General features: G+C 72.3%; 15 protein-coding genes. 7 read left to right on the top strand and 8 right to left on the bottom strand.

Annotated features, from left to right (window positions below; translation table 11 throughout):
• Position 1 precedes the first annotated feature (1 nt).
• The 4 genes from ACFWYW_RS01680 to thrC all read right to left on the bottom strand — a co-directional run bounded on the left by ACFWYW_RS01680 (position 2) and on the right by thrC (position 6,135).
• Positions 2-1,252, bottom strand: a complete 1,251-nt coding sequence (locus ACFWYW_RS01680) for a sensor histidine kinase (protein ID WP_379609090.1) — start codon at positions 1,250-1,252, stop codon at positions 2-4.
• 337 nt (positions 1,253-1,589) lie between these two features.
• Positions 1,590-3,671, bottom strand: coding sequence for a transcription termination factor Rho (gene rho, locus ACFWYW_RS01675; protein ID WP_379609088.1), 2,082 nt, complete (start codon positions 3,669-3,671; stop codon positions 1,590-1,592).
• Positions 3,672-4,128: 457 nt separating this feature from the next.
• Entirely contained in the window at positions 4,129-5,049 is a 921-nt protein-coding gene (gene thrB, locus ACFWYW_RS01670; protein WP_379609086.1) for a homoserine kinase, read from the bottom strand.
• A gap of 27 nt (positions 5,050-5,076) precedes the next feature.
• Positions 5,077-6,135, bottom strand: coding sequence for a threonine synthase (thrC, locus tag ACFWYW_RS01665; protein WP_379609085.1), 1,059 nt, complete (start codon positions 6,133-6,135; stop codon positions 5,077-5,079).
• Positions 6,136-6,281: 146 nt separating this feature from the next.
• Here thrC and ACFWYW_RS01660 point away from each other — a divergent pair, with 146 nt between their 5' ends.
• Entirely contained in the window at positions 6,282-7,787 is a 1,506-nt protein-coding gene (locus ACFWYW_RS01660) for a glycosyltransferase (RefSeq protein ID WP_379609084.1), read from the top strand.
• A 241-nt stretch (positions 7,788-8,028) separates the two neighbouring features.
• On the opposite strand, the gene ACFWYW_RS01655 is transcribed toward ACFWYW_RS01660, so the two are convergent.
• A complete protein-coding gene (locus ACFWYW_RS01655; protein ID WP_379609082.1) occupies positions 8,029-9,657 on the bottom strand; it encodes a glycosyltransferase in 1,629 nt (542 codons plus the stop codon).
• Positions 9,654-10,799 carry a glycosyltransferase family 2 protein gene (locus tag ACFWYW_RS01650; protein WP_379609081.1) on the bottom strand — a complete coding sequence of 382 codons (1,146 nt, stop codon included), beginning with the start codon at positions 10,797-10,799 and terminating at the stop codon, positions 9,654-9,656. Before ACFWYW_RS01650 ends, ACFWYW_RS01655 begins: the two co-directional genes overlap by 4 nt.
• A 228-nt stretch (positions 10,800-11,027) precedes the next feature.
• Between ACFWYW_RS01650 and ACFWYW_RS01645 the strand changes: the two genes are divergently transcribed.
• Genes ACFWYW_RS01645 through ACFWYW_RS01630 form a run of 4 tightly spaced genes read left to right on the top strand, consistent with a single transcriptional unit; the run spans position 11,028 to position 16,580 of the window.
• Positions 11,028-11,450, top strand: coding sequence for a hypothetical protein (locus ACFWYW_RS01645; RefSeq protein ID WP_379609080.1), 423 nt, complete (start codon positions 11,028-11,030; stop codon positions 11,448-11,450).
• Positions 11,447-12,946, top strand: coding sequence for a glycosyltransferase (locus ACFWYW_RS01640; protein ID WP_379609079.1), 1,500 nt, complete (start codon positions 11,447-11,449; stop codon positions 12,944-12,946). Before ACFWYW_RS01645 ends, ACFWYW_RS01640 begins: the two co-directional genes overlap by 4 nt.
• Positions 12,947-12,978: 32 nt before the next feature.
• Positions 12,979-14,892 carry a glycosyltransferase gene (locus ACFWYW_RS01635; protein ID WP_379609078.1) on the top strand — a complete coding sequence of 638 codons (1,914 nt, stop codon included), beginning with the start codon at positions 12,979-12,981 and terminating at the stop codon, positions 14,890-14,892.
• Positions 14,889-16,580: a glycosyltransferase gene (locus ACFWYW_RS01630; protein ID WP_379609077.1), complete on the top strand. Its 1,692-nt coding sequence runs from the start codon at positions 14,889-14,891 to the stop codon at positions 16,578-16,580. The genes ACFWYW_RS01635 and ACFWYW_RS01630 overlap by 4 nt, the downstream gene beginning before the upstream one ends.
• Positions 16,581-16,587: 7 nt before the next feature.
• Here ACFWYW_RS01630 and ACFWYW_RS01625 read toward each other — a convergent pair whose 3' ends face one another.
• Positions 16,588-17,217, bottom strand: a complete 630-nt coding sequence (locus ACFWYW_RS01625; RefSeq protein ID WP_379609076.1) for a response regulator — start codon at positions 17,215-17,217, stop codon at positions 16,588-16,590.
• Positions 17,214-18,356, bottom strand: a complete 1,143-nt coding sequence (locus ACFWYW_RS01620; RefSeq protein ID WP_379609075.1) for a sensor histidine kinase — start codon at positions 18,354-18,356, stop codon at positions 17,214-17,216. Before ACFWYW_RS01620 ends, ACFWYW_RS01625 begins: the two co-directional genes overlap by 4 nt.
• 87 nt (positions 18,357-18,443) lie before the next feature.
• On the opposite strand from ACFWYW_RS01620, the gene ACFWYW_RS01615 reads away from it, so the two are divergent.
• Both ACFWYW_RS01615 and ACFWYW_RS01610 read left to right on the top strand, forming a co-directional pair.
• Positions 18,444-19,415, top strand: a complete 972-nt coding sequence (locus ACFWYW_RS01615; protein WP_379609074.1) for a hypothetical protein — start codon at positions 18,444-18,446, stop codon at positions 19,413-19,415.
• Positions 19,416-19,450: 35 nt separating this feature from the next.
• A complete protein-coding gene (locus ACFWYW_RS01610; protein WP_379609073.1) occupies positions 19,451-22,057 on the top strand; it encodes an FHA domain-containing protein in 2,607 nt (868 codons plus the stop codon).
• Positions 22,058-22,102: the final 45 nt, after the last annotated feature.

Here is a 22,102-nt window from a genome sequence, read left to right as displayed (position 1 = left end):
ACTACCACTCACAAGGCAGTTCCGCGCGAACCAGCGTGGGCCCGCCCACCGGACTGTTCACCACGAGCACCCCGTCGATGGTCGCCGCCCGGTCGGCCAGCCCCGCCAGGCCGCCGCCGTGGCGCAGGGTCGCGCCGCCGATGCCGTTGTCCCAGACCTCGACGGTGACCATCTGGCCCGCGCGTACGACCCGCACCGACGCCTCCGTGGCCGCCGCGTGCTTGGACATGTTGGCCAGCGACTCGGCCACGATGTAGTAGGCGATGCTCTCCACGGCCGCAGGAGGCCGCTCGCCGACGTCCACGACCGCGTCGACCCCGATCGGCGCCCGCGCGGCCAGAGCCGACAGGGCGGCGTCCAGGCCCCGGTCGGTGAGGATCGCCGGATGGATGCCGCGCGCCAGGTCGCGCAGCTCGGCGATCGCGGCCCTGGTGCCCGTGTGGGCCTGCGCGATGAGCTCCTTGGCCTGCTCCGGGTCGTCGTCCAGCTTGGTGCGCGCCCGTCCCAGGTCCATGGCGACCGACAGCAGCAGCAGTTGCGCCCCGTCGTGCAGGTCCCGCTCGATCCTGCGCCGCTCGGCCTCGGCCGCGTCGATGCCCCTGGCCCGGCTGGCCCGCAGCCGCTCCTCCTCGCCGCCGCCCAGCAGCGCCGCCGCGAGCGTCCCGTGCAAAAGACTCAGCCCACGCACCGCGTACGCCAGCACCGCCACCAGCACGAACCCCACCAGAACAGCCAGCGCCCGCTCCAGAGGAGTGTTCACCACGAAGGCCTCGCCGATCATCAGCGCTTCCCTGAACGGCGCGAGAATCAACGCGACGGACATGCTCCCGAGCACCATCACGACGACGAACTCCAACAGGCTCAACGGCGCGAGCAGTATGAGATACCCCAGATCCCGCCAGGTGGCCGGATCCCGGAAGAGCCACTTGAGATGGTTCATGACGCCCCGCTCGGGCCGCCGCCGATAGGGATCCCGGATCCGCACCCCGAACGCCAGCCACAGCAGCCGCCGCTCCAGCATCGCCGCCCCACGCCAGACGAGCACGGTCACCAGCAGCAACGGGAACCCGACCCAGACCACCATCATGACCAGCGAGATCGTGCTCCCGAACGCCACGACCAGAAACCAGGTCAACCCAAAGCACAAGCTCACCAGCAGGTACGGCACCGCCCGCCAGGTACGCGGATCGACCACGACCCCGACCGGCCCGTTGGGCCCCAACGGCACCCGCTCACGCAACGGCACATCCACGGTTACAGCGTGCCTGGGACAACGAGATCCGTGAATGCCGGTGGCGCCCGCTTCATGGTGGGGTTAACCCCCGTATAGAGCCGAACCCACCGACGGCCGGAGGTTTCCGGAGAGCCGGGGGGGTCGGGGGGTTCAGGGGTTCTGGAAGTTCGGGGGGCCGCTTGACCGTGCCGCTGGGTTACGTGCCTTGTGGCGGCGGGGTGGGGGTGCGGTGGCGGTGGCGCGCCGACGGCGGCGGGCGGTGGTCCTGGCGGCTTGCCGTAACCACAAAAGCACGCAACGACGGACGGAACGCCAAAGGGCGGCGGGAAGACCCGCCGCCCTCAAGCACTGCCGTCTAGTCGCGGTCGTTGCTCACGGTGGTCTTCTGGACCTGGAGGAGGAACTCCGCGTTGGACTTCGTCTCCTTCATCTTCTCCAGAAGCAGCTCCAGCGCCTGCTGCATGTCGAGCGCGTGGAGCACCCGGCGCAGCTTCCAGACGATCTGCAGCTCGTCCTTGGCCATGAGGATCTCTTCCTTACGGGTGCTGGACGCGTCGACGTCCACCGCGGGGAAGATGCGCTTGTCGGCCAGGGAGCGGCTGAGCTTGAGCTCCATGTTGCCGGTGCCCTTGAACTCCTCGAAGATGACCTCGTCCATCTTGGACCCGGTCTCGACCAGGGCCGTGGCGAGGATCGTCAGCGAGCCGCCGTTCTCGATGTTGCGCGCGGCGCCGAAGAAGCGCTTGGGCGGGTAGAGAGCGGTGGAGTCGACACCACCGGACAGGATCCGGCCCGACGCGGGGGCGGCCAGGTTGTAGGCGCGGCCCAGGCGGGTGATCGAGTCCAGGAGCACGACCACGTCGTGGCCCAGCTCCACCAGGCGCTTGGCGCGCTCGATGGCGAGCTCGGCGACGGTGGTGTGGTCCTCGGCGGGGCGGTCGAAGGTGGAGTGGATGACCTCACCCTTGACCGAACGCTGCATGTCGGTGACTTCTTCGGGGCGCTCGTCCACGAGCACGACCATCAGGTGGCACTCGGGGTTGTTGCGCGTGATCGAGTTGGCGATCGCCTGAAGCACCATCGTCTTACCGGCCTTCGGCGGCGAGACGATCAGGCCGCGCTGGCCCTTGCCGATCGGCGAGACCAGGTCGATGATCCTGGTCGTCATGATGTTCGGCTCGGTCTCCAGGCGCAGGCGGTCCTGCGGGTAGAGCGGCGTCAGCTTGTTGAAGTCCGGACGGCTGCGCGCCTGCTCCGGGTCCATGCCGTTGACGGTGTCGAGGCGGACCAGGGCGTTGAACTTCTCGCGGCGCTCCCCGTCGCGCGGCTGCCGGACGGCGCCGGTGACGACGTCGCCCTTGCGCAGGCCGTTGCGGCGGATCTGGGCCAGCGACACGTAGACGTCGTTGGAGCCCGGAAGGTAGCCGCTCGTCCGCACGAAGGCGTAGTTGTCGAGGATGTCCAGGATGCCGGCGATCGGGATGAGCACGTCGTCGTCGCCGATGACCGGCTCGTTGCTGTCGAAGCGGTCGCGGCCACGGCCACGGTTGCGCTCACGGAAACGGCCACGCCGTCCGCGCCCGCGCTCGTCGTCGTCCGCCCCGCCGCGCGGGTCGCCACCGCGGGGGTCGCCGCCACGCTGGTCGCCACCGCGGGTGTCACCGCCGCGCTGGTCGTTGCCGCGCTGGTCACCGCGGCTGCCCGCGTCCACCGCGCGCTGGTCGGCACGGCCGCCTTCGCCCCGGTCGTTCCCCGCGCGCTCGCCACGGTCGCTCCCGCGCTCGCCACGGTCACCGCCGCGGTCACCGCGGTCGCCGCGCTCACCGCGGTCGCCCACACGGTCGCCGCGGTCACGGCGCTCGCCGCGGGTGCGGCGCTCACGGCGGCTCTCCCTGTCGCCGCGCTCACCGCGGTCGCCACGGGACTCGCCCTGGGGGTCGCTCTGTACGGCCTCGGCCGCCTGCTGCTGCTGCTCCACCACGGCGGGAGCCGCGGCCACGACCGGCTCGGCTGGGGCGGCGGCGGCCACCGGCTCAGGGGCCGTGACCACCGGTTCCGCTACGGGTGCGCTGGTCTCCTCGGTGCTCTTGGCCCGGGAACGTTCCCTCCTCGCGCGGGTGGGCCGCTCGGCGGCGGGCGCCTCGGCCACGGCCGCCGGAGCCTCCGCGACGGGCGGAGCCGCCGGGGCGCTGTCACCGGAACCGCCACCCTGCTTCTCCTGGATGGCCGCGATCAGCTGGCTCTTCCGCATGCGTCCGGTCCCGCTGATGCCGAGCTCGGCAGCGATCTTCTGCAGCTCGGGCAGCACCTTGGCGGACAGGCCGGTGCCGGAGCGACGCGCACGCGGCTTGGCCGCGGCACGAGTGGGGGTGTCGCCGGACGCGGGCTGCGCAGACGCGCCCGATGCGTCGGAGAGGAGTTCGGTGGTGTCGCTCAACTAAAAGGTCCTTCCCAGGGGTCGGGCGCCGGCTTTGCTGTACCGGGCGTCCCGGAGGTGCTGTCGATCCGGCGGGACAGACCGGGTCGGGATGCACGCTGCGATCTTCGGCCGCCGCGCAGGTCGGCCGCCACGATTGGGGAGGGGTTCGTCCAGGCCGCCACAGGACGGTGGCGCATGGAGGACACCCCCCAGATTGCTGTCGCCAGCCAGATGTCGAGGTGATTCGAACGCGCAGATCCCCATAGTCGTCGTCTCGTGGTGAACCAACCGGGTGTAGGTCCATGGGAGACGCCGGGTTCCGGGGAGACAGCCGCGCTGCCCACGCCTCGCGACGTGCAGCATGAAGCAGCGATGTGTGGCTGACAAGCACGCACCCACCAAGGGGGCATCTGGTGCGGCTATCAGCCTAACATCACCAGCGCACACGGCTATTCCCTGAAGGTCTAAAGAGGCATCAGCGTGTCTCGGGGAACTGAACGTTCGCACCATCCGGGTCGACGTCCATTAGCTGGATGTGCCAGTCATTACCCACTTCTGGCGCGATCAAATCCTGCGTATCCGGTGTGGAAAACGCAAGAACCGTGGGGCCCGCTCCCGAAACGACCGCGGGCACGCCCACCGCACGCAGACGTTCTACCAGATCCGCGCTGTCGCTCATCGCAGGCGCGCGGTATTTCTGGTGGAGACGATCTTCGGTGGCGGCGAGCAGCAGGTCGCTCTCCGGACGCAGGGTGAGCGCGGCGATCAGCAGCGCGGCCCGGCCGGCGTTGAAGGAAGCGTCCTTGTGGGGCACGTCCTTCGGGAGCAGCCCTCGAGCGGTCTCCGTGGACACCCGTGCCGATGGGACGAGCACGACCGGACGGATTCTCGCATCGGGGGTGACTTTCACCATATGCGGTGATCCCCCATGGTCGGTCCATGAAATCGTGAGATTTCCGGCCAAACATGGGGCGACGTTGTCCGGGTGGCCTTCCATCTCCGTGGCCAGGGCGAACACCTCGTCGTCCGACAACGTGCGCGCGCCGTCCGGCGATGTTCGCTGAGAGCCGAGAGCGCGCGCGGCGAGAATGCCCGCGCAGATGGCCGCGGACGACGATCCCAGCCCGCGCGCGTGCGGGATGCGGTTACGGCAGAGCAGCCGGATGCCGGCTGGCTGCGCCATGCCCATCCGGTCGAACGCCTTGCGCATCGCCTTGACGACCAGATGGCCCTCGCCGAGGTCGAGTTCGCCCTCCCCCTGGCCTTCCACGGTGACCTGGACGCGGTCTCCCGTGAGTTCGGCCTCGACCTCGTCGTACATGCCGAGCGCGAGGCCGAGCGTGTCGAAGCCGGGACCGAGGTTCGCGGAGGTCGCGGGCACGCGAACAGTGATCAATGTGTTGTTTCCCTCAGATCGAAGGGGTCAGGCGAGGTTGAGCGCGCCCGCCGCGGCGTGGACGTCGATCGGGATCGTCACCGGGGCCGGAGCGCCGGAGATGGCCCAGTCGGGGTCCTTCAGTCCGTTGCCGGTGACCGTGCAGACGATGCGCCGGCCAGGGTCGACCAGGCCGTTGGCGTGGGCCTGCAGGAGTCCCGCCACGCTCGCCGCCGAGGCCAGCTCGACGAAGACGCCCTCTTCCTGCGCCAGCAGCTTGTACGCGGCCGCGATCTGCCGGTCGGTCACCGACTGGATGACGCCGCCGGACTCGTCCCTGGCCGCCTCGGCGAGCTGCCAGGAGGCCGGATTGCCGATGCGGATGGCCGTGGCGATCGTGTGGGGACGGGCCACCGGCGCGCCGTTGACGATCGGGGCCGCGCCGCTGGCCTGGAAACCGAACATGCGCGGACGCCGCGTGGAGACGCCGTCCTGCGCGTACTCCTGGTAGCCCATCCAGTACGCCGAGATGTTGCCCGCGTTGCCCACCGGGATGCAGTGGATGTCGGGCGCGTCGCCCAGCGTGTCGACGATCTCGAAGGCGGCGGTCTTCTGGCCCTGGAGCCGGAAGGGGTTGACGGAGTTGACCAGCGCGATGGGGTATTCCGACGACAGCTTGCGCGTCATCTCCAGGCAGTCGTCGAAGGAGCCCTCGACCTGCAGCAGCGTCGCCCCGTGGACGAGCGCCTGGGCCAGCTTGCCCATCGCGATCTTGCCGCGCGGCACGAGCACCGCGCAGGTGAGCCCGGCGCGCACCGCGTAGGCGGCGGCGGAGGCGGAGGTGTTGCCGGTGGAGGCGCAGATGACGGCCTTCGCGCCCTCTTCGACGGCCTTGCTGATGGCCATCGTCATGCCGCGGTCCTTGAAACTGCCCGTCGGGTTGGCGCCCTCGACCTTGAGGTAGACGTCGCAGCCGGTCAGCGCGGAGACCCGGTGGGCGGGCACCAGCGGCGTGCCGCCCTCCAGCAGCGTGACGACGGGCGTCGTCGTGGTGACCGGAAGACGCTCTCGGTACTCCTCGATGAGGCCACGCCACGACCTAGCCATGATGACTCCCTACCTGCGGTGTTGGGCACCGAGTGTACGGGCTTCCGGCTCGGGACGAGGAGCCGAGTCCACAGCGTGGACACCACGCCTTTTCAGGAAATATTCAGCAACCCCGGCTAAGGTTTCCCGCCAGGGGGTCATCGACTATGAACGCGCGTCCTGCTGTGCGGCAGAACGACTTTTCACCGCTCACACCGCCGGAGCTGGGCGCCTGGTCGCCGTCGCTGTCGGTGAGCGTCGTGATTCCGGCCCATGGCGGGCCGTACCTGGAGTTCGCGCTGGCGGCGCTGGCCGCGCAGACCTACCCGGACCACCTCATGGAGGTCCTGGTCGTCGACGACGGCAGCCGTCCGGCGATCGAGCTGCCGGAGATCCGGCCGTTCAACACCCGGATCGTGCGGGTCACGGATGGATGGGGCATCTCCAACGCGGTCAACACCGGCGCGCTGGCCGCCGACGGCGAGATCATCCAGCGGCTCGACGCCGACATGGTGCCCTGCCGCGAGCACATCGAGGCGCTGGCCCGCTGGCACCACGTGACCGACTATCTGGTCACGATCGGCATGAAGCGCTTCGTCGAGCCGCCGCCGCTCAAGGCCGAGCAGATCTACCGGGCGGGACACCTGGAAGAGCTGTTCGACCTGGACGCCGCCGTGGCCAGTTCCACCGAGGCGACGATCGCCAAGACCGACGGGCTGCGCAAGAGCCGCAATCCCTACCACGTGTGCACAGGGCCGACGCTCGCCCTTCCCAGGGAGATCTTCCACGCCGTGGGCGGTCTCGACCCGAACGTGCACCGCGGCGGCGACACCGAGTTCGCCTACCGGCTGGCGATGCACGGCGTGGTGTTCATCCCGGACGAGGCGGCCAAGGCCGTACATCTCGGGCTTCCGGCGCAGCGGGTGGACAAGGACCGGGTCGTGCGGGCCGTCGAACCGGCCTTCTCGCACCGGATCCCGCTCCGCCGCGACCTGCGCAAGGATCGGGGGCGGCGGTGGCTGGTGCCGTACGTGGAGATCGTGTTCGAGGTGGGCGACACCCCCGCGGCCGTCGTACGGCAGGCCGTGGCGGCCGCCCTCGACGGCAAGCTGCAGGACGTCGTCGTGACGCTGGTGGCGCCGTGGTCGACGCTGCGCGACGAGCGGCGATCGGTCCTGGGTGACCCGAGCTTCGAACTGCGCATGATGCGCGACCTGTTCGCCTACGACGACCGCATCCGCCTCATCGACGAGGCCGCGCCGACGCCCGCGCCCATCCCGTTCCGCTACCGGGGGCCGGTGGACGTGCCGCTGCACCGGGCGACGTTGGAGCGGATGGTGGAGACGGTGCAGAAGGACCTCGACGGGGTGCTCGTGGTCGACGTGGGCGCCGGGCGCAGCGCGCGGCTTGAGCGCACGTCGGCGCTGGCGCGGGCCGTGTTGCTGGCGGGCGTCTCGGACGACCTGGACGCCGTGATCGACCAGACCCATGGTGTACGGCACGCCGCCCCGGCCCGCTACTGGCCCCCACCACCCCTGCCGGAAGCCCCGCCCACCACCGGCGCGAAGGCACCCGAACCCGTCCAGATCCCCGCACCACCGGCGGTACCGGCAGTACCGGCGGAGGAGAAGACCCTCCTGAACCGCCTCAAGTCCGCCCTCCGCCCCAACTGACCGACCCCCAGGCTTCCCCCTTGAGCGCACAAGGCCGCAAAGCGCCTTTTGCCCCGGGTGGGTGCGCGGTGGGATGTCCAGGGACGCGACCTGGCAGGTGGTGTCACCCGGGTGGGCGCGACGCCGGGCCTTGCCAGGTGAGGGCGTGTGCGGCGACGTGCCCAAAGGGCACATCCCGGGAAGGGCGGATGCGCTTGTCGGCCGCGCCCCGTGCGGGGGCGTGCCGTGGTGGGTGGGGTGGTCAGGGTGAGGGGTCGTCCGGTTTTCTGGTCCAGGCGCGTTTCAGGGCGGCGGCGAGGAGGGCGCGGAGGCTGCGCTGGTTGCGGTTGGCGGCCGCGAGCTGGCGGCGTAGTCCGCCCACCTCGCGCCGGAGCTCCACCGCGCTCTTACGCCACGTGCCCGCCTCCTCCCGCCACTTGGCGGTCTGGGCGCGCAGGCGGTCGACCTCCTTGCCCAGCCGGGCGGCCTCCGACTGGGCCTCCACGCGGGCGCGGAGCGCGCTGCGGCGGCCCACAGGTTCGGCGGGGGCTTCGGTGAAGCCGTAGCTCTCGCCTTCCACCCAGGTCACCCCGGACACGTCGTCCACGGCGTCGTCGAGGTCCTCGCCCGGCCCGGCCACGATGGCGGCCCTGGCGAAGGCGGAGGCCCGCTCCAGGCGGGCGCCGACCAGGCCGGAGGGCGACTCGCTGAGCAGGATGTTGACCAGGCCCAGGCCCTCTCCGGCGGCCAGGTCGAGCATGCGGGCCAGGCCGTCCTCGGCGGGCGCCCATCCGGCGGGCAGGCGCAGGATCCAGGGCACCGCGGGGTCCGGGGCGTCGGTGACGGCCAGCCGTACCCGCGGCTCGTGCAGGTAGTGGCCGTGGACCAGCACCAGGTCGAGGGCGGGGTCGCGCAGAGGGGCGCGGCGGTCGCGGTCGAGGGTGTCCCAGGGGCCGACGAGCACCACGCGGACGTCGGGGACGGTCCCGGCGAGCACCGCGTCCACGGTGGTGCGGACGGTCTCGTACCCGGCGGTGCCGTCCACGACGACGGCGACGTAGGGGACCTTCCACGCGCGGCCCGGGTGGGCGCGCAGCCAGCGGTAGGTGGGGATGCGGTCGGCGACGAAGGCGTGGCTGACCCGGTCGATGGGCGCTTTGTCGCGCATGCGCATGGTGGGGCCCAGGTGGTACGCGCGGGCCAGCGGTTCGGGCACGAACACGGCACCGGCCTGCGCGAGCCGGTAGCCCATCTCGGTGTCCTGGCCGAGTACGAGGTCCTCGTCCATGGGTCCGGCGGCGGCGACGAGGCGGGCGTTGACCGAGGTGGCGCCGCCGACGTGCAGGCTGAAGGGGCGCTGCGGGTTGTCGGTGAGCCCGCGGGTGCGCTCGACGAGGTCGACGATCCAGGCGTGCGGGCGGGCGGGTTCGAAGGCCTTCTCGAGGTCGTCGGGCAGTTCGGCGGGGACCTTGGCCTCGGTGAACCTGATGTAGCCGGTGACCGCCAGGTAGGGGGCGCGGTGGTGCCAGCGCATGTGCGCCTCGATCGCGCCGGGGGTGAGCAGAACGTCGGAGTCGAGCCAGTGGATGACGTCGCCGGTGGCCAGGGCCAGCCCGGTGTTGCGGGCGGCGGCGCGGCCCGGTCGCGGGCAGAGCGCGAGCGTGGTGTTCCCGGGGCGTTCCGGCGGCAGGCGCAGCGGCGGGTCGCTGCCGTTGTCGACGACGATGACCTCGGTGAGCCCGGCCGGGTAGGTCTGCCTGGCCAGCGCCCGCAGGACGAGGTCGAGTTCGTGCTGCCCGCCGTACGCGGGGATGACCACGCTGACCTTGAGCGAGGGCGTCCATCGCTCGGGCGGCGCGAGCACCCGGTAGTCGTTGCCCCGTACCCTCATGCCGCTTCCATGAGCCTGCTCGGCCGGAAGCCGCGCCACTGGTTGGCGGCCACTTTGAGGAAGTGCGACAGGGGCAGTTGCCAGGTGTGCTCGTCGCTGAGGGTACGGCGCAGCACGTACCCGAGCCCGTGGGTCCGGTAGATGCGCGCGCCCTGAGCCTGGGCGGCCTTGAGGAAGGCCTTGTCCACCGCCCGAGGCAAGGCAGGAAATCCCCCTAAAGACCGAAATTTCGCCGCAGCGAGGAGAATCGTGCCCCCCGCGACGTGGTCCGCCCACACCTCGCTCGGGTACGCCGCCCCGCTGGCGAAGGTGGTACGCCGGATCGTGGTGTTGAGCGGTTCGAGGTAGAAGAACTCACCGGTGGCCCCCACGATGTCGGCGCCCGTGGCCCGCATGGCCAGCAGCAGGTCCGACAGATGCTCGGGACCGTACCAATCGTCGTCGTCCCACTTGACGAGGTAGTCGCCGCTCGCGCGGGCCGCCGCCAGGTTCAGCACCTCGCCGAACACGGCCCGCGACACCACGCACGACACCGGCAGCGGGGCGGACTCGACGGCCGCGCGCACCGCCTCGTACGGCACGCCGTGCAGCCCGATCACCGCCTCGACCTCGACGTGCCGCTGCCGCGCCATCTGCGCGAGCGCCTCGGCCACCAGGTGCGGCCGCTTGGTGGACATGACCACGCTGACCTTGGGCCGCGCCGCGAAGGCGACCTCACCGGCGAAACTCGCCGGGAACTCCCCCGGCGTCGCGGCCAGCCGGGCGGCCACGCGGCGCAGCCGTACGCTGTGCTCCTCGCGGCGCAGGTCGGCCACGCAGCGCAGGCCGCCGGCGGGCTCGCCGGCCAGCCACTCGCGGTCGGCGAGCAGCTCGGCCAGGCGCGCGGGCACCCAGGCGGGCGCCTCGGCGGCGGTCAGCGGTACGCCGGCGGCGGCAAGCCGCACGATCTCCCCGAGCGGCACGGGCCCACCGGGCCAGTCGACCTCCAGCCCGCGTAACGGCCGCAGGGCGGGCAGGTCGAGGCGGCCGGGCGGGGCCGCGGGCAGCCCTTCTCCTTCGGCCGTCCAGCCGCGTCCGGCCCAGCGCAGGCGGGCCAGTCCCTTCTCCGGCGTACGCCGGAAGCCGCAGGGGGTGACGGTCATGAACGTGGCGCTCCTCGACGGCGGGGTTCGAAGACGGCGCCTACCTTACGCCGCTTTTACCGCCCGGTAGGAGGGAGGTCCCCCATTCGTTACGGCACCTGCCGCAGGTCACGCGGTGGCGGCTCCCAGATTCCGTTCAGGAACTTATGGCACGTTAACTCGTACCTGTTTATTAGGGTGTCAATATCCCCTGGTGCCTCTCAAGTCGTGACAAGGATAGATATGCGGATGCTCTCGACTCGCCGGACAGCGGCGACGGCCGCGATTCTTGGCGTTCTCGCCCTTGCCGCGCTCCTGGTCACAGGCGTCTTCACGCTCGCCGCCGCCGCCGTGGCCGCGGCGCTTCTGGTCTCGCTGGCCGCCCTCGCCTTCCTGGTGCTGACCGTGCGCCGCCTCGACGGCAAGGCCCAGCGCATCGACCAGCGCGTGAAGAAGAACGAGAGTTCGCACGCCGCCACCGCCGCCGCGCTCAAGCGCATCGAGAAGCGGCTGGAGGAGCTGTCGGCGGCGATGGAGGACGGCGCGGCCCGCCGTACCGAGGACCTCGGCGCCATCCTCGTCTCCCTCGGCGAGGACCGCGTCAACGCCATGACCCACGCCCGCGAGGTGGAGCGGCTACGCGAAGAGGTGCGGGCGCTGGGCTCGGCATGAGGCGGATCAGGCACAACGACTACGGGGCCCTGGAGCCGCCGGCCATCGGGAGCTGGCGGCCGGCCAAACGCGTCTCCGTCGTCATCCCCGCCTACAACGACCAGGACGGGCTCGACCGCACGCTGACCGCGCTGGCCAAGCAGACCTACCCGGCCGAGCTGACCGAGGTGGTCGTCGCCGACGACGGCAGCACGCCGCCCCTGTCGGCGCCGGGCGTACGGGTGGTGCGGGTGAGCGGGGGCTGGGGCCGCGGCGCCGCCCGCCAGGCGGGCGCGGACGCCGCGAGCGGTGACGTGGTCCACTGGCTCGACGCCGACATGATCCTGGACGAGGAGCACCTGGAAGCGCACATGCGCTGGCACCACCTGCTCGACCACGCGGTCGTGATCGGCGACACCCGGTTCGTGGACGAGCTCGGCGAGGAGGGCACCCGCACCGAGTACACCACCAAGACGCTCGAATCCACGCGCATGCTCCGCGACGCGGGCACCAGCGCCTACCTGCTGCACACCGGCGCCTCCAGCTCCGTCTCCGCCGCGCTGCTACATGCGGCCGGTGGCGTGGACGTGACGCTCAACATGGCCGAGGACACCGAGCTCGGCTACCGGCTGGCCCAGGCCGGCGCCGTCTTCATCCCCGACCCCGAGGCGAAGGGCTGGCATGTCGGGCCCTCCACCGTGATGTTGCGGGCGAAGGAGGTGCACCGGCACAACTGGTCCTTCCTGGGCGACCTCATCCCCGATCTGCGCTGGCTGCGCGGCCATCCCCGCAGGCGGTGGCGGGTGCCGTACGTGCGCGTCGTCACCGAGGCCGACGGCTACGAGCGCACCCGCGCCACCGTGGACGCGGCGCTGGCCGGCACGCTCGCCGACACCGCCGTCACCATCACCGGCCCCTGGGACGTGCTGACCGGCGACCGGCACGCCGCCCTCGACGACCCGCACCTCGACCTGCGCCTCCTGCGCAACCTCTACGCCTCCGAGCCGCGCGTCGCGTTCGCCGCCGACGCGCCCGCCTCCGTGGCGCCCGCCCCGTTCCTGCTGCGCGTCCCCGCCGGATGGGCGCCGGGCGCCGACACGATCGCCCAGCTCGTACGGCAGGCGGAACAGGAAACCCTGGGCCTGGTCTGCGCCGCCCTCACCGAGTCCGGCGCCGGCGTGGTCGCCGCCCGGCTGGAGCGCACCGCCGCCTTCGCCCGCGCCGCCCGCCACGAGGGCCCGGCCGACGACCTGGTCGACGAGATGTTCGGCGCGCTGTGGGTGAGCGGCGCCGAGTTCGGCTTCGCCACCGGAGACGACATCGAGCCGCCCGCCGGTGACCCGGCCAAGTGGCGGGCGCTGGCGACCAAGCGCGCCGCCGAGATCAAGGAACTGGAGGCGGAGGTGTCCCGGCTGCGGGCCGAGGTGGACGACCTCTCGCAGCCGCCGCCCGAGCGGCCAGAACCCGCGACCGGCCCGCTCGCCGCCCTGCTCAAGCACCTGAGGAAGACCGGATGACCACGCCAGCGGGTCGCCTCATGGAGGTTGCCATGATCTCTTCTCTCATCGCGGACATGCCGCAGGCGTGGGTCTTCGCCGTCGGCATCGACGAGGACGTCAAGGGCGTCGACCTCGACCGCGACATCCTGGAGCCGCCCAGCGGCAAGGAGCGGGCGCCCGAGGTGCTGGTGCTCGCCCGTACCCCCGCCGACCTGCGCCGGGTCGCCACCCTGCACAAGCTCCTTCCCGACACGCAGCGCGTGGTCGTGGCCGTGCTGGACGCGCCGCCCTCACATCCGGCGCCGGTCCCGACGCCCACCCCGGCGAACCGGTGGCGCTCGCTCAGTGATCTGCGGGTGTACCAGCCCAAGGATCGGGTCTGGGTGGTGGACGCGAAGTTCTCGGCGCCCACGCCGGCCGGCCGTACCGTGGCCGCGACCGCGCGGGCCTTCGCCGGGCACCGCCTCGACGTGATCGCGGCCCCCGCGGCGGCGATCGCCGGGGTCGGCGCGGCTGCCTGGCGGCCGGGCGACCCGAACGCCACCCCGGCGGAAGTCGGCGGCCCGGTGCCCGGACGGGTCGGCGCGCCCGGCAGCGACCTGGTCCTGCGCACGCTCGACGACCCCGACGTGAACCCGGGCTCGGCCGACTCGCCGTGGGAGGCCCCCTGGGAGGGCGACGAGACGCCGGTCGAGCGGCCCACGCTGCGCGCGGCGAGCTGGGAGCACCTCGGCCGGCCGGGCGGCGCCGAGCTGCCGCTGGCCGATCCCGAGGTGCTGGCGGAGCCGTCGATGATCCCGCCGGTCGACGAGCGGATGGTGAACCCGCAGGGCTTCGTGACCACTCCCTCGCGCGGCATGGCGGCGCTGACCGAGCGCGAGGGCCGCTGGTCCATCGTCCTCGACGGCAAGCCGATCATCGCCTTCGCCGAGTCCGGCGGCGTCACCGACTCCGACGTGGCCAGGCTCCGGCAGATCAGGGGCGTCGAGGTCGACTGGCAGCACGCCCACAGCGGGCCGCTGACCGCGGTGCGCGTGCTGGCCGGGCTGGCCGCGGCCGGGGTGCCGCTGGTGTCGCCATCCGTGCCGCGCTGGGCGGGGGCGCTGGGCGAGCCGCTGGTGCGGCTGATCGAGTCGGGTCCCGACCTCGCCGACCAGCTCCGGCGGGAGGAGCACAGCATCCGGCTGCGGCGTACGGCGCTGCGTACCCACGGCGTGGCCGCCCGCTGGGAACAGCTCGGCGCGCCCGCGCCGGTGCCGCCGCTGACCTCCGTGCTGCTGGCCACGCGCCGGGCGGACATGGTCGGGTTCGCGCTCGACCAGATCGCCAGGCAGCGGGACGCGCAGCTTGAGGTGATCCTGGCCCTGCACGGCGTGCCCGCCGGCCACCCGGACGTGGCCGCCGCCATCGCCGCCTTCGACGGGCAGGTCACCGTGTACGAGGCGGCCGCCGACCAGATCTTCGGCGAGGTGCTGAACGAGGCGGCGTCCAGGGCCTCCGGCTCGTTCCTGCTGAAGATGGACGACGACGACTGGTACGGCCCGGACTTCCTGTCGGATCTGCTGCTGGCCCACTCGTACTCGGGGGCGCAGGTGGTCGGCACCGTACCCGAGTTCGTCTACCTGTCCTCGATCGACGTCACCGTGCACCGCAAGCAGATCACCGAGCAGATCACCAGCTTCGTGGCGGGCGGCACGATCCTGGTCGAGCGCTCCGCCTTCCAGGCCGTCGGCGGGTTCCGTCCGCTGCGCCGTTCCGTGGACACGCAGTTCCAGGAGGCGCTGCAGGCGGCCGGCGGGCAGATCTACCGCACCCACGGCCTCGGCTACATCCTCCACCGCGGTCTGGCCGCCAACCACACCTGGCAGGAGCCGATCGGCACCTTCCTGCAACGCAATCGCCACCAGTGGCGCGGCTTCCGGCCGTGCGCGCTGATGGAACTGGAAGGGAGCGCCCGGGTATGAGCAGGGACGCGGCGCGTATCCGGCGCAACGACTACGGGATCCTGACCCCGCCCGCCCTGGGTGCCTGGACGCCCGAGCTGACCGTCACCGTCGTCATCCCCGCCCACGACCGGCAGGAGACGCTCGACCTCACGCTCGCCGCGCTGGCCGCCCAGAGCTACCCCGCGGACCTGCTCGACGTGATCGTCGTGGACGACGGCAGCGCGCCGCCGCTGCGCCTGCCGGACCTGCGCCCCGCCGCCACCCGGCTCGTGCCCAGCGCCCCGGGCGGGTGGGGGCGCGCCTGGGCCCTGCAGACCGGCATCGACGCCGCATCCGGTGAGATCGTGCTCGTCCTGGACGCCGACATGGTGCCGCACCGCGGGCATGTCGAGGCGCAGTCGCGCTGGCACCATCTCGCGCCCTACCTCGTCGTGCTCGGCTGGATCGACTTCACCGCCGACGCCGTCCTGCCCGCCCCCGCCGAGGTACGCGAGGCGCTCGACGCGGGCAACGAGGACAAGCTGTTCCACCTGTCGCCGCTCCGCCACGACTGGGCCGAGAAGATCATCGAGGAGCATGACGGCCTGCGCACCGCGCCCAGCGCGCTCGCCGCCCGCGTCCACGTCGGCGCCACCGCCTCCTACCCGGCCGCGCTCCTGCGCCGGATCGGCGGGCTCGACACCTCGCTCGTGCTCGCCGAGGACACCGAACTGGGCTACCGGCTGGCGCAGGCGGGCGCCGTGTTCGTGCCCGACCCCGACGCGCGGGCCTGGCATCTCGGGCTGCCCACCGCCATGCGGGACTGGGCGGCGCTCAAGCGCTACAACGACCCGTTCGTGGCCGACCGGGTGCCGCACCGCCGCTATCTGCGCGTGAACCAGGGCCGCCAGTGGCTCGTCCCCTACGTCGACTGCGTGGTGGACGGCGAGCACCCCTACGAGGACGTCCGCGCCACCGTGGACGGCCTGCTCGCCGCCTCCCTGCCCGACGTGCGCGTCACCGTCACCGGGCCGTGGCCGGACCTGGGCAGCGGCCGCCGCCACCCGCTGCACGACCCCGACCTGGACCTGCGCCTGATCCACGCCACGTTCGAGCATGATCCCCGGGTACGGCTCACGCCCCCGGAGAGCCCGCCCCCCGGTGCCGCCGCCCCCTACCGCCTGACGGTCCCGCCCGGCTGGATGCCCGGCCACGACACCCTGCAGCGCCTGACCGAGCACCTCGACGAGCACGACCTGGGCGCGCTCTGCGTCGCGCTGGCCGAGCAGAGCGACGGCGTCGTCGTCGCCCGCCTCGAACGCACCGCCGCCCTGGCCAGAGCCGCCCTGCTCACCGGGCCGGACGAGCACCCGGACGACGTGATCCACGAGGTGTTCGGCGTGGAGTGGGTGGACGGCGAGTCGTGGGGGTTCGTCCGCCGCCCCAAGGTCTACCCGCCGCGCCGCCGTCCCCTGACCGAGCTGGAGCAGCAGGCGCTCCAGCACGAGAAGGAGGTCACCCGGCTGCGCCGCAGGGCCGCCGCGCTGCAGGCGGAGATGTCGCAACTGCGCAGGGAGGCGGGCAAGGCGGAGCGCGACGCCGTCCGGTGGCGTGAGAAGGCCGAGGCGTGGCGGCAGGAGGCCGTCCGCCTGGCCAGGGCCAGGGAGCGCACCGTGCTGAAGCGCGCGGTGCGCCGGGTGCGCGACCTGACCTTTCCCGACCAGTAGCGGCCGCTTAGGTGTGGCCGTTCTCCCAGGCCCACGCGGCGATCCCGACCCGGTTGCGGACGCCGAGCTTGCGCTGGACGTTGGCCACGTGCGTCTTGGCCGTGCCCGCGGAGATGAAGAGCTCGGACCCGATCTCCGGGTTCGACCGGCCCTGCGCCACCAGCCGGACGATCTCCAGTTCGCGGTCGCTCAGCGTCTCACCCGCCACCCCGGTACGGCCCTGCGCGGGCGTCAGGCGGCGCAGCAGCCGTACGGTCACCGACGGGCTGATCAGCGCGTCGCCCGCCGCGGCCGCCCGGATCCCCTCGGCCAGCAGCCCCGCGCCCGCGTGCTTGAGCAGGAAGCCGCAGGCGCCGGAGCGCAGCGCCGTGTGCACGTACTCGTCGAGGTCGTAGGTGGTCACGACGATCACGCGGACCGTGTCGGACAGCCGCCGGGTCAGCTCAAGGCCGTCCATGCGCGGCATGCGGATGTCGGCCACCACCACGTCGGGGGCCAGCTCAGCGGCCAGTTCCAGCGCGGCGACGCCGTCCGGCGCCTCGCCCACCACCTCCAGGTCGGGCTGGGCGTCGATGATGGTGCGGAAGCTCCGCCGCACCGCCGGCTGGTCGTCGGCGACCAGCACCCGGATCGTCATGTCCGTCCTCCCGGGAAGGCGACCTTCACCAGCCACCCGCCGTCGCCCGCCCGGCCCGCGCCGAACGTCCCGCCCAGCGCCTCGACCCGCTCGGCCAGCCCGGCCAGCCCCACCCCCGGCCGCGCGGAACCGGGCAGGCTCGGCTGGGCGGGCGCGGCGGCCTGGTCGGCGACCGTGAGCACGGTCGCGCCCGCCTCGTCCGTCACCCGGATCGCCACGCTCGACCCCGCCGGCGCGTGCTTGCGGACGTTGGTGAGGGCCTCGGCGACGATCCGGTAGACCGTGGTGGCCACCTCGCGCGAGACCGACCCCGGTGGCGCCAGCTCCAGCTCCGTCTCCGGGTATCCGGCCTCGGCGAAGCGGCGTACCAGGCCGGGCAGGTCGTCCAGGCCGGGCAGCGGCTCGGCGGAGACCGGCTCGCCCTCCAGCTCACGCAGCATCCGGACGGTACGGTCCATGGAGGCCAGCGCCCGCGTGCCGTCCTCCTCGATCGCGCGCAGCGTCGTGGCCGCCTCCCTCGGCGAGCTCTCCAGCAGGATCTGCGCCGCCTGCGCCTGCAGGACCATGGCGCTGACGTCGTGGGCCACGAAGTCGTGCAGGTCGCGGGCGAGCTGCATCCGCTGGGAGCGCCTGGCCTCGCGCACCGCCCGCTCGCGGCGGGCGTCCAGCACGCGCAGGTACGCGCCCAGGCCTACGGCGCCGGCCGTACCGAAGGACCAGAACAGCCCGAACGCGACCGACTCCACCACCGACTTCACCGGCACGACCTGCAGCGCCAGCAGCGCCTCTGCCACCGCCGCCACCACCACGGCGGGAACCCCGCGCGGCAGGGGCGACCAGCGGACGGTCATCGTGATGAGCGTGAGCACGGCCAACGTGTGGAAGTAGGTGGCGGGACCGGCCGCGCCGACCGGGTCGCTCAGCCACACCAGCGTGCACGCCGCGCCGACGGCGCCCACGAGCGCGGTGAGCGGCGCCAGCAGCGGCCGCGTCCTGGGCGACCACGCGACGGCCGCGCTCGCCGCGGCCACCGCGAGCAAGGCGGGGGCCAAGATCAACGGCTCCGGGAACGGCGGCCTGAGCGAGATCGGCCAGACGGCGCACCAGAGCACGACCGCGCAGGCCAGCACCCGTTTCATGACCGCCACTTTAGCCAGGAGGGCGCGTGGGCGAATCTGCCGATCGGCAGATGTCCGGGCGCCGGTCCCGGCCCAGGCTGGGGAACCATGAAACGACGACTGATCCTCCACGGGGCGCTGATCTGGAGCGCGATCTACGGAGCGCTCGGCTACTTCTGGTGGTCGGGCGGCGGCGGCTTCCCCTTCGGCGACCCCAACGCCGCTGTCGGGATGAGCATCTTCGCGGGCGTGACGGCGGACGCGATGGCACCGGTCATCGCCCTCGCCTGTACCGCCGGCGTCCTGCTCGCGGCGGCGGCCCTCTGGTGGCCCAAGGTTCCCGCGCCGGTGGTCGCGGCGTACGGCTGGGTGGCCGGGGCGAGCCTCCTGTTCGTGCTCCCCGACGTCCGGCTGCTGCAGAACATGGCCTACTCCCTGCGCGGCTACTTCGGCCTGGTCGACTGGCCCGTGCTCAACCAGCTCGTGTGCGTCGCGGGCGGGGCGCTGTGGATCGGCGTCGCGCTGGGCTTCGTGCGGGGCGGCGCCGCGTCGTGGCCGTGGCGGCGGATCGGGCTCTGGGCGACGGTCGTCGCGGTGCTGTCGCCGCTGCCGTACGGCATGCAGCGGGCGGCCTGGTCGGCGGGCATCCCGATGTGGGTCGACCAGAGCTTCGTCGACGACCTCGCGGCCGACGCCGTGGCCAAGGGCGTGAGCGGGCTGGGGGCGTACTCGCTTCCGCTGCTCTGCCTGGGCGGGGCACTGCTCACGCTCGGGCTGGCGCAGCGGTGGGGGCGGGTCTTCCCGCGCTGGGTGCCGGTGCTCGGCGGGCGGGCGGTGCCCGAGGCGATGGCGGTCGTGCCGGCGTCGCTGGTGTCCGTGGCCCTCACCGTGACCGGGGTGACCTCGTGGAGCGGCCTGCTGGCCGGCGACATGGACTGGTCGGTCGGCGGCGTGGGCCTGTTCTTCCTGCCGTGGGGACTGTCGCTGGGCGTGGCCACCGTGGCCTACCACTACACGCGAGGTCACGTCCCTGCAACGCCGTTCACCCTGGCCCGTCCCCAGCCTGATATGCGGCCATAATTACGGGACGGCCGGGGTTTGCGGGGTGCGGAGAGATGACGGCGTTACTCGTGCGGGGTCCGGCGGGCTTCATCCGGCTGGTGCCGGGGCAGCGGCTGCTCGTGGGGCGCGAGGGTGACATCGCCATCGCCGACGCCCGCGTCTCCCGCCACCACGCCGAGGTCGTCCACGAGTCGGGCCGCTGGATCCTGCGCGACCTCGGCAGCCGCAACGGCACGTTCATCGGGCAGAACCGCATCTCGACCGTCCACGTGGCCGTCCCCTGCACGGTACGGCTCGGCGGCGCGGAGCACGGCCCCCGCCTCGACCTCGAACCCGAACCACCCCGCCCGACCGCCCCCCAGCCACAACGCCCCCCGGACCCGCGACACACCGGACACCAGACAACCGGCCACCCAACCCCGGGACACCTCGGCACGGGCCCTTCCACCCCAGGCCACCCAGGCACGGGGTACCCGAGCGCAGGCCACCCGAGCGCAGGGCATCAGGGCGCAGGCCACCCGAGCGGGGGCCACCCGAGCGCGGGACATCCGGGCGCGGGCCACCCGAGCGCGGGACATCCGGGCGCGGGCCACCCGAGCGCGGGACATCCGGGCGCGGGGTATTCCGGGGGTGGGCAGGGTTGGGGTGGGGTGTCGGAAGGGGTGACGCAGCTCGGGCGGCCGGCCGGACAGGGGCGGCCGAGCGAGATCCCCGAGCGGATCCTCCCCCTGACCGACGTCCTGCGGATCGGCCGGGCCGCCGACAACGACCTGGCCCTGCCCGACGACCTCCTGATCTCCCGCCACCACGCCGAGATCCACCGCTCCCCCAACGGCCCGTACGTCAGGGACCTGCGCAGCCGCAACGGCACCCACGTCAACGGCCACCGTGTCACCGACGCCTACGTCCAGCCGGGCGATCTGGTCTCGGTGGGCCACTACCAGCTGGTCGTGCACCGCGACCACGTGGCGATCCACGCCGACACCGGCGCCGTGTCCCTGCGGGCCGAGGAGCTGACGGTCAAGGCGGGCTCCGCCGTACTGCTGGACCGGGTGAGTCTGCGGCTTGACGCCTGCAGTCTGCTCGCGGTGGTGGGCCCGTCGGGCGCGGGCAAGTCGACGCTGCTCGGCGCGCTCACCGGCGCCAGGCCCGCCACGCACGGCCGGATGTCGTACGAGGGCCGCGACCTGTACGCCCACTACGACGACCTGCGCCACCGCATCGGCCTGGTCCCGCAGGACGACATCCTGCACAAGGAGCTCACGGTCGAGCGGGCGCTGGGGTACGCGGCGGCGCTGCGCTTCCCCCAGGACGTGACGCGGGCCGAGCGCCGAACCCGCATCGACGAGGTGATCGACCAGCTCGACCTGGCCGAACGCCGCAGGCTGCGCATCGACCGGCTGTCCGGCGGCCAGCGCAAGCGCACCAGCGTGGCGCTGGAGCTGCTGACGAAGCCGTCGCTGTTGTTCCTGGACGAGCCGACCTCCGGGCTGGATCCGAGCCTGGACAAAGAGGTCATGAACACGTTGCGGGAGCTGGCCGACGACGGCAGGACCGTGGTGGTGGTCACGCACAGCGTGCTGCACCTGAACGTCTGCGACCGCGTGCTCGTGTTGTGCCGAGGCGGCAAGGTCGGATATTTCGGCCCACCGGATGAATTGCTGGGATTTTTCGGGGCGACGGAGTACTCGGAGGTCTTCAAGAAGGTCAGCGACGAGGCCGATCTGTGGGCCGACCGCTTCCGCCGCTCCGCCTACTACACACGCTACTGCGGCTCCGCCTCCGGCGAGGGCCTCGACGGCCACACCGTGACCCCTCCCCCGGCGCCGCCCAAGCAGAGTATGGGACGGCAGTTCGCGATCCTTTCGCGGCGGATGTTCTCGGTGATCCGCGCCGACAAGCTGGCCGCGCTGTCGATGGTCGGCCTGCCGATCATCCTGGCGCTGATGACCCGTGTCGTGGAGGGCTCGGCGGGCCTGGCGCCGCCCGGCGGCAAGATCGGGCGCAGCGAGGAGGCCGGAACCCTCCTGATCATCCTGGTGTTCGGGGCAGCGCTGATGGGCCTGATCGGCGCGATCCGGGAGATCGTCAAGGAAGGCCCCATCTACCGCCGCGAACGTTCGGTCGGCCTGTCACCGGTGGCGTACCTGCTGTCGAAGGCCGCCGTGCTGGGCGCGATCAACGTGGTGCAGGCGACGTTGTTCGTCACGCTGGCCATGATCGGCCGCAAGCCTCCGGCCGATCCGCTGATCTTCGGCTCCGGCAGCGTGGAGATCATCGTCGTGGTCTCCGCGGTGGCCTTCACCTGCAGCCTGCTGGCCCTTCTGGTCAGCGCCCTGGTCAGCACCAACGAGCAGGCCATGCTGATCATGGTGGTGCTCGTGATGGCCCAGTTCGTCTTCATCGGCAAGCTGATCGAGGTGGTCGGCCGTACCGGCCTGGAGCAGCTCACCTGGCTCGTCCCCACCCGCTGGGGCTACGCCGCCGCCGCGGCCACCACCGACCTGCAGAAGATCGACATCGCCAAGCCCGAGGACGCCCTCTGGGACCACGACCTGGTGGGCTGGCTCCGCTCGATGGCCGTCCTGATCCTCATGTCGGCGGTCCTGGCCCTGGCCACCCGCCTCGCCCTGCGCCGCTACGAGGCCAAGTCCCGCTGAACCACAAGGTCATCCCCGGCCAATAGTATGAAGTTCAACAAAAGC

The organism is Nonomuraea sp. NPDC059023 (assembly GCF_042740095.1).
Taxonomy (GTDB): Bacteria; Actinomycetota; Actinomycetes; order Streptosporangiales; family Streptosporangiaceae; genus Nonomuraea.
This window is presented reverse-complemented; position numbering and strand designations above follow the sequence as displayed.

Bases quoted from the DNA above. Each gene is read 5' to 3' on its own strand.
- thrC (WP_379609085.1), bottom strand. From the start codon at position 6,135: ATGGCTAGGTCGTGGCGTGGCCTCATCGAGGAGTACCGAGAGCGTCTT.
- ACFWYW_RS01620 (WP_379609075.1), bottom strand. From the start codon at position 18,356: ATGAAACGGGTGCTGGCCTGCGCGGTCGTGCTCTGGTGCGCCGTCTGG.
- ACFWYW_RS01645 (WP_379609080.1), top strand. From the start codon at position 11,028: ATGCTCTCGACTCGCCGGACAGCGGCGACGGCCGCGATTCTTGGCGTT.
- ACFWYW_RS01630 (WP_379609077.1), top strand. From the start codon at position 14,889: ATGAGCAGGGACGCGGCGCGTATCCGGCGCAACGACTACGGGATCCTG.
- ACFWYW_RS01635 (WP_379609078.1), top strand. From the start codon at position 12,979: ATGATCTCTTCTCTCATCGCGGACATGCCGCAGGCGTGGGTCTTCGCC.
- ACFWYW_RS01610 (WP_379609073.1), top strand. From the start codon at position 19,451: ATGACGGCGTTACTCGTGCGGGGTCCGGCGGGCTTCATCCGGCTGGTG.
- ACFWYW_RS01650 (WP_379609081.1), bottom strand. From the start codon at position 10,799: ATGACCGTCACCCCCTGCGGCTTCCGGCGTACGCCGGAGAAGGGACTG.
- ACFWYW_RS01625 (WP_379609076.1), bottom strand. From the start codon at position 17,217: ATGACGATCCGGGTGCTGGTCGCCGACGACCAGCCGGCGGTGCGGCGG.
- ACFWYW_RS01655 (WP_379609082.1), bottom strand. From the start codon at position 9,657: ATGAGGGTACGGGGCAACGACTACCGGGTGCTCGCGCCGCCCGAGCGA.
- ACFWYW_RS01640 (WP_379609079.1), top strand. From the start codon at position 11,447: ATGAGGCGGATCAGGCACAACGACTACGGGGCCCTGGAGCCGCCGGCC.
- ACFWYW_RS01660 (WP_379609084.1), top strand. From the start codon at position 6,282: ATGAACGCGCGTCCTGCTGTGCGGCAGAACGACTTTTCACCGCTCACA.
- ACFWYW_RS01615 (WP_379609074.1), top strand. From the start codon at position 18,444: ATGAAACGACGACTGATCCTCCACGGGGCGCTGATCTGGAGCGCGATC.